The 7,279-nt window shown below is 72.1% G+C and carries 7 protein-coding genes; 6 read left to right on the plus strand and 1 reads right to left on the minus strand.

From position 1 onward, the window contains the following. From CCS38_RS01770 to nudC, 3 genes are all read left to right on the plus strand, one after another. Positions 1 to 921 (plus strand): PD-(D/E)XK nuclease family protein (locus CCS38_RS01770; RefSeq protein ID WP_223731403.1); only part of this gene is annotated, 921 nt, incomplete at its 5' end. Positions 922 to 931: 10 nt separating this feature from the next. Next, positions 932 to 2,332, plus strand: coding sequence for a dipeptidase (locus CCS38_RS01775; protein WP_223731404.1), 1,401 nt, complete (start codon positions 932 to 934; stop codon positions 2,330 to 2,332). A gap of 86 nt (positions 2,333 to 2,418) precedes the next feature. Next, positions 2,419 to 3,354, plus strand: coding sequence for an NAD(+) diphosphatase (nudC, locus tag CCS38_RS01780; RefSeq protein WP_030264181.1), 936 nt, complete (start codon positions 2,419 to 2,421; stop codon positions 3,352 to 3,354). Positions 3,355 to 3,417: 63 nt separating this feature from the next. On the opposite strand, the gene CCS38_RS01785 is transcribed toward nudC, so the two are convergent. After that, positions 3,418 to 3,675: a mycoredoxin gene (locus tag CCS38_RS01785; RefSeq protein ID WP_223731405.1), complete on the minus strand. Its 258-nt coding sequence runs from the start codon at positions 3,673 to 3,675 to the stop codon at positions 3,418 to 3,420. Between the two features lie 143 nt (positions 3,676 to 3,818). On the opposite strand from CCS38_RS01785, the gene CCS38_RS01790 reads away from it, so the two are divergent. The 3 genes from CCS38_RS01790 (at position 3,819) to CCS38_RS01800 (ending at position 7,208) form a co-directional block, all read left to right on the plus strand. After that, positions 3,819 to 6,158 (plus strand): ATP-dependent DNA helicase UvrD2, encoded by a 2,340-nt coding sequence (locus tag CCS38_RS01790; RefSeq protein WP_223731406.1) that lies wholly within the window; start codon positions 3,819 to 3,821, stop codon positions 6,156 to 6,158. 193 nt (positions 6,159 to 6,351) lie between these two features. Continuing rightward, positions 6,352 to 6,708: a hypothetical protein gene (locus tag CCS38_RS01795; protein ID WP_223731407.1), complete on the plus strand. Its 357-nt coding sequence runs from the start codon at positions 6,352 to 6,354 to the stop codon at positions 6,706 to 6,708. A gap of 146 nt (positions 6,709 to 6,854) precedes the next feature. Continuing rightward, positions 6,855 to 7,208: a WhiB family transcriptional regulator gene (locus CCS38_RS01800; RefSeq protein ID WP_030264188.1), complete on the plus strand. Its 354-nt coding sequence runs from the start codon at positions 6,855 to 6,857 to the stop codon at positions 7,206 to 7,208. Positions 7,209 to 7,279 lie beyond the last annotated feature (71 nt).

The following is a 7,279-nucleotide window of genomic DNA, read 5'->3' on the forward strand; positions in this document are numbered from 1 at the left end:
GCCCCCGATCCCGCGCACCCGGGCTCTCCCGAGTACTCCGGTGGCGCCGTCCCCACCGTCCCCGCGGCCCGGGACGGCGACGCGGCCGACGCCGCGGTCACGCTCACCCCCGAGGAGCGGCGGGCGATCGCCTCCTGGGACCGGGACCTCGACGCCCTGGCGGGGGAGCTGCGCAGGTCCAGGGCGCGCGTCCAGGACGTGCCGCTGCCGGCCTCGCTCAGCGCCTCGCAGATGATGCGGCTGGCCGCCGACCCGGACGGCTTCGCGCGGGAGCTGGCCCGCCCGATGCCGCGCCCCCCGCAGCCCGCCGCGCGCCGCGGCACCCGCTTCCACGCCTGGGTCGAGTCCCGCTTCGAGGAGCTGACGCTGCCCATGCTCGGCCCCGATGAGCTGCCCGGCGCGGCCGACGACGAGCCGTACGAGGATGGCATCGCCGACGAGCGGGACCTCGCCGTACTGAAGGAGGCGTTCGCGCGCACCCCGTATGCGCAGCGCACGCCGTACCGGGTGGAGGCGCCCGTCCAGCTCACCCTCGCGGGCCGGCTCATCCGCGGCCGCATCGACGCGGTGTACCGCCAGGACCCCGATCCGAAGGCGGACGGCTACACGGGCCCCACCTACGAGATCGTCGACTGGAAGACCGGCCGCGGCCAGGACGCCGACCCGCTCCAGCTGGCCCTGTACCGCCTTGGGTGGGCCGAGCAGCGCGGCGTCCCGCTGTCCGCCGTGCGCGCCGCCTTCGTGTACGTACGCAGCGGCGAGGTCGTCCGCCCGGCCCGGCTCCCCGGCCGACGCGAGCTGGAGCGCATCCTGCTCGGCGAGGCCCCGGGCGGCGCGGCGGAGGCGTACGACGGCGACCGGGCGTACCCGGCTGGTCACGGCGGTGAGACCGGCGACCGTACGACCCGCACGGGCCGATAGGCTCAGGGGTATGAGCAGCACCCCGGACAGCGCTGTCCGCACGTACATCAGCAGCCGACGTGACGCCTTCCTCGACGACCTCGGCGCCTGGCTGCGCATCCCCTCCGTATCGGCCGACCCCGGCCACGCCCCCGATGTACGCCGCAGCGCTGAATGGCTCGCCGCGAAGCTCACCGAGACCGGCTTTCCGACCGCCGAGGTCTGGGAGACCGAGGGCCTGCCCGCGGTGTTCGCCGAGTGGCCCTCCGGCGACCCGGAGGCCCCGACCGTGCTGGTCTACGGCCACCATGATGTGCAGCCAGCCGCCCTCGAGGACGGCTGGCACACGGAGCCCTTCGAGCCGCACACCGCCGACGGCAAGCTGTACGCGCGCGGCGCCGCCGACGACAAGGGCCAGGTGTTCTTCCACACCCTCGGGGTGCGCGCGCACCTCGAAGCGACCGGCCGCACCGCTCCCGCCGTCAACCTCAAGCTGCTCATCGAGGGCGAGGAGGAGTCCGGCTCCCCGAACTTCCCCGCGCTGATCACGAAGCACGCGCACCGCCTCGCCTGCGACGCGGTGATCGTCTCCGACACCGGCATGTGGGCGAAGGACACCCCGACGGTCTGCACGGGCATGCGCGGCCTCACCGACTGCCAGATCGACCTGTACGGCCCCGACCAGGACATCCACTCCGGCTCCTTCGGCGGCGCCGTGCCGAACCCGGCCACCGAGGCGGCCCGGCTGGCCGCAGCGCTGCACGACGAGGACCGCAGGGTCGCGATCCCCGGCTTCTACGACGGTGTGATCGAGCTCACGGAGCGCGAGCGGGAGCTCTTCGCCGAGCTGCCCTTCGATGAGGAGCAGTGGGTGCGCACGGCGCATTCGCACGCCGCCCTCGGCGAGGCGGGCTACTCGGTACTGGAGCGCATCTGGGCCCGCCCCACCGCCGAGGTCAACGGCATCGGCGGCGGCTACCAGGGCCCCGGCGGCAAGACCATCGTCCCGTCCGCCGCCCAGCTGAAGCTGTCGTTCCGGCTGGTCGCGGGCCAGGACGCGGACGCCGTCCAGAAGGCCGTGCGCACCTGGGTCGCCGAGCGGCTGCCCGCCGGCATCCGGCACGACATCACCTTCTGGGGCGCCACCCGGCCCTGTCTGACCCCACTGGACCACCCTGCCCTGCAGTCGGTCGTCCGCGCGATGGGCCGGGCCTTCGGGCAGCAGGTCCGCTTCACCCGGGAGGGCGGCTCCGGACCCGCCGCCGACCTCCAGGACGCGCTCGGCGCCCCCGTGCTCTTCCTCGGCATCTCCGTCCCGTCCGACGGCTGGCACGCTCCCAACGAGAAGGTCGAGCTGGACCTGCTCATGAAGGGCGTCGAGACCACGGCGTACCTGTGGGGCGACCTGGCGGAGAACTGGCGGCCGGCGTGACCCGCCCACCGCGGCCCTTCATAGTGCCGCCGCCGCACATCCGTACGCAGCCCGCACCTCTCGCATAGGGGGAGTTGGAAACACCAGTGACCACCCGGATCGATCACCACGCAGACCGGCCCATCACCTTCAGCGCCGACAGCGGCATCGACCGCAGCGCGCATCACCGACTCGACGAGGCATGGCTCGCCGCGGCGTGGAGCCACCCGACGACGCGCGTCTTCGTGGTCTCCGGCGGTCAGGCGCTGGTGGACGACACCCCGGACGGCCGCACGGAACTGGTCATGACGCCCTCCTTCGAGGCGCCGATGACCGAGACCCACCGTTACTACCTCGGCCAGGACGAGGACGGCGTCCGGTACTTCGCGCTGCAGAAGGACTCGCTGCCGGGGCGCATGGACCAGTCCGCACGCCCCGCGGGGCTGCGGGAAGCGGGCCTGCTGCTGTCCGAACGCGACGCCGGCCTTCTTGTGCACGCCGTCGCCCTGGAGAACTGGCAGCGGCTGCACCGCTTCTGCTCACGCTGCGGCGAGCGCACGGTCATCGCGGCCGCCGGCCACATCCGCCGCTGCCCGGCCTGCGGAGCCGAGCACTACCCGCGTACCGACCCGGCCGTGATCATGCTCGTCACCGACGAGGAGGACCGCGCGCTGCTCGGCCGCCAGGTGCACTGGCCCGAAGGCCGGTTCTCCACGCTCGCCGGTTTCGTCGAGCCCGGCGAGTCCATCGAGCAGTCGGTGCGGCGCGAGGTCTTCGAAGAGGCCGGCGTGGTCGTCGGGGACGTCGAGTACGTCGCCAGCCAGCCCTGGCCCTTCCCCTCCAGCCTGATGCTCGGCTTCATGGCCCGCGCCACCTCGCCCGAGATCCAGGTGGACGGCGAGGAGATCGAGGAGGCCCGCTGGTTCTCGCGTGAGGACCTGCGTGAGGCGTTCGAGTCGGGCGAGGTACTGCCGCCGTACGGCATCTCCATCGCGGCCCGCCTGATCGAGCTCTGGTACGGCAAGCCGCTGCCGAAGCCGTAGCGGGCATGCGTGAGGGCCGGAACCCCTTGGGGTTCCGGCCCTCACGCATTGCGGCTGCGGGTCTCAGGCGCCGAGCTTTTCCTTGATCCACGCCAGCGGCGGGTTGCCCATCGCGTGCTGCTCGCCGCCGCTCGCGGGGACCACGACGACGGTCGGCACGAGCTGGTTGCCGCCGTTCACGGCCTCGACGTACTTCGCCGACTCCGGGTCCTGCTCGATGTTGACCTCGGTGTACGCGATGCCCTCGCGGTCCATCTGGCTCTTGAGCCGACGGCAGTAACCGCACCACGTGGTGCTGTACATCGTGACAGTGCCCGCCATGAGTCCCGTACTCCTTCGTGCTGGTCAGCTATGCGCTGTGGTCAGCTGTGCTGCTGGGGACCGCGGCGACTGCCGCAGCCGGAAGGTTTAACGCGCCACCACCCCCGACCATTCCCGGCCGTCTACGGGACGCGCGTATTCGTATGACCGCAGGGCCCGGCTGTGGACAACATTCCCGGCCGCCGCCGTGGACCTGGCAGCATGGCGGGGTGACAGCAGCAACGGATCCCACCCTCTTCCCGCAGGCACCGCAGGCGACGAACTTCCCCGCCGCCCCGGCGGACGCCGACGCGGTGCTGGAAGGGCTCGACCCCGAGCAGCGCGAGGTCGCCACCGCGCTGCACGGCCCCGTCTGCGTGCTGGCCGGTGCGGGCACGGGCAAGACCCGCGCGATCACCCACCGCATCGCCTACGGCGTCCGCGCGGGCATCCTCCAGCCGAACACCGTCCTGGCCGTCACGTTCACCAACCGCGCGGCGGGCGAGATGCGCGGCCGGCTGCGCCAGCTCGGCGCCGGCGGCGTCCAGGCCCGTACGTTCCACTCCGCCGCGCTCCGCCAGCTCCAGTACTTCTGGCCCAAGGCCGTCGGCGGCGAGGTCCCCCGGCTGCTGGACCGCAAGGTCCAGCTGGTCGCCGAGGCCGGGGCCCGCTCCGGCATCCGGCTGGACCGCACGGAGCTGCGCGACGTCACGAGCGAGATCGAGTGGTCCAAGGTCACCCAGACCGTGCCCGCCGACTATCCCGCCGCCGTGGCCAAGACGACCCGCGAGGCCCCCCGCGACCCCGCCGAGATCGCCCAGATCTACCGCACGTACGAGGACCTCAAGCGGGACCGCGGCGTCATCGACTTCGAGGACGTGCTGCTGCTCACGGTCGGGGTGCTCCAGGAGCGCCCGGACATCGCGGAGCAGGTCCGCGCCCAGTACCAGCACTTCGTCGTCGACGAGTACCAGGACGTCAGCCCCCTCCAGCAGCGCCTCCTGGAGCTGTGGCTCGGCGACCGCGACAGCCTCTGCGTGGTCGGCGACGCCAGCCAGACGATCTACAGCTTCACCGGCGCCACCCCCGATCACCTGCTGAACTTCCGCACCCGCCACCCCGGCGCGACCGTCGTGAAGCTGGTCCGCGACTACCGCTCCAGCCCCCAGATCGTCCATCTCGCCAACGGCCTCCTCGCCCAGGCCCGCGGCCGCGCCGCCGAGCACCGCCTGGAGCTGATCTCCCAGCGCGAGGCGGGCCCGGAGCCGGTGCACACCGAGTACGGCGACGAGCCCGCCGAGGCGGAGGGCACAGCGCGCCGGATCCGCGACCTCATCGCCTCGGGCGTGCCCGCGGGCGAGATAGCCGTACTGTTCCGGATCAACGCCCAGTCCGAGGTGTACGAACAGGCGCTGGCAGACGCGGGCGTGCCGTACCAGCTCCGCGGGGCCGAGCGGTTCTTCGAGCGTCCGGAGGTCCGTGAGGCCGGGCACAAGCTGCGCGCCGCGGCCCGCTTCGGCGGGAACGACGCCCTGCTGGACGACGCCATGGACCTGCCCTCCGAGGTCCGGGCCGTGCTCAGCGAGATGGGCTGGGACGACCGGCCGCCGGCCGGTTCCGGCGCCGTGCGGGACCGCTGGGAGTCGCTGGCAGCGCTGGTCCGGCTCGCCGAGGACTTCGCGCGGGCCCGCTCCGGGGCCACCCTCGCCGACCTGGTCGCCGAGCTCGACGAGCGGGCGAACGCCCAGCACGCCCCGACCGTCGACGGTGTGACGCTCGCCTCGCTGCACGCCGCCAAGGGCCTGGAGTGGGACGCGGTCTTCCTGGTCGGCCTCACCGACGGCATGCTGCCGATCACGTACGCCAAGACGGACGAGCAACTGGAGGAGGAGCGCCGCCTGCTGTACGTCGGCATCACACGTGCCCGGCGCCACCTGAGCCTCTCGTGGGCCCTCTCGCGGTCTCCCGGCGGCCGGGCCCACCGGAGTCCCAGCCGGTTCCTGAAAGGACTGCGGCCGGGCTCCGGGGGCGCGGGACACCGCTCGCCCGGCGGGAGCGGCGGCATCGAGCGCGGCATCGGCGGCGGGGGAGCGGCCGGTCCGGGCGAGGAGCGGGACACGGTCCGCCGAAAGCGCCGCGGGCCGATCCGCTGCCGGGTGTGCGGCCGGGTGCTCACCGACGGCGGCGAGATGAAGCTGATGCGCTGCGAGGACTGCCCCTCCGACCTCGACGAGGGGCTGTACGAGCGGCTGCGGGAGTGGCGCGAGGCGCAGGCCGCCGCGCTGGGCCAGCCGGCATTCTGCGTCTTCACCGACAAGACACTCATGGCGATAGCCGAGGCCGTTCCGGGAACCGAGCAGGAGCTGGCGAGCATCCCTGGAGTAGTAAGGCGCAAGCTCGGCAGATTCGGCGCCGACGTCCTGGCCCTGTGCGCGGGGGAGGAACTCCCCGGTGGAGAACTCGCGACGGACCAGGTCGGAGGCGACGAGGACGCTACGGAATGAGGGCTTCCGGGGAACGGTTTCTGCGACGCGCAAAAGTCGTCGGAAAAATAGTTTGCGCGCGCGGAGCGCATCCCCATAGCCTTCGGAAGCACGGAGACAACGGGCCTTCCGAGAACCGTTGGATTCGTGCTGTACTGAACGACCCGGACCGGTTCGCATCGGTCCCCGAAGACGCCGAAAGGAGGCGAGACCAGTGATCAGCTTCATCGAGAACCAGAAAATGACCGATCTCTCGGTCGTCGCCCCCTGCCCGCTCGGCTCTTCGCTCCATGGCACCGGTCTGTCCGGAGCCGGCCTGTCCGGTTCCGTCCGTCCGTCCGGCGTCGCGGCAGTGCGTCCCGTGTCCCTCGCGGTTCTTCCGATTCGCGAGCGCAGCGAGCGACCGACCAAGGCACCTGAGGTAGCAGCAGCGGCAAACGCGTACGCCTTTGCCTTTGCGGCGGCCAATGGTGCCGAATCCCGGACTCAGTACGCCACGACTCAGTACCTCACGCAGCAGAACAGCATGTGGGCCTTCCGCGGGCTCGAACCCTGGAGTGATCCAGCCTGATCGGCGAGATCAGGTCGGCACCTTCCAGGGCCGCGGAACCCACACCGGGATCCGCGGCCCTTTTGTTTGTCCCTCCGCAGCCGGCGGAGGGCGCCATACGACAGCCCAGCCACCAGCCGGGCCGAACAGACGAGGAACACACCACCGTGCAACTCCAGACGCACACCCCGTCCGTCGCCACCGACCTGATTCCCCCGCCCGACCTCCAGGAGAACCCCTTGCTGCCCCTCACCGAGCTCGACGACGAGATCGACCGCCTCGGCGCCGCCGTCCCGTGCCGCACCTATGACCCGGAGGTCTTCTTCGCCGAGTCGCCGGCCGACGTCGAGTACGCCAAGTCGCTGTGTCAGACCTGCCCCGTGCGCGAGGCATGCCTTGCCGGTGCCAAGGACCGCCGTGAGCCCTGGGGTGTCTGGGGCGGCGAGCTCTTCGTCCAGGGCGTCGTCGTACCCCGGAAGCGCCCGCGTGGCCGTCCGCGCAAGAACCCGGTCGCGGCATGAACTCCATCGGCACAGGAACGATCGACCGTCCCGCCACCCGGGACCCCCAGAAGCAGGACCCCGCGATGAAC

This window comes from Streptomyces purpurogeneiscleroticus (assembly GCF_020024005.1).
Classification (GTDB): domain Bacteria; phylum Actinomycetota; class Actinomycetes; order Streptomycetales; family Streptomycetaceae; genus Streptomyces; species Streptomyces purpurogeneiscleroticus.

Bases quoted from the DNA above. Each gene is read 5' to 3' on its own strand.
- CCS38_RS01790 (WP_223731406.1), top strand. From the start codon at position 3,819: ATGACCGCAGGGCCCGGCTGTGGACAACATTCCCGGCCGCCGCCGTGG.
- CCS38_RS01785 (WP_223731405.1), bottom strand. From the start codon at position 3,675: ATGGCGGGCACTGTCACGATGTACAGCACCACGTGGTGCGGTTACTGC.
- CCS38_RS01775 (WP_223731404.1), top strand. From the start codon at position 932: ATGAGCAGCACCCCGGACAGCGCTGTCCGCACGTACATCAGCAGCCGA.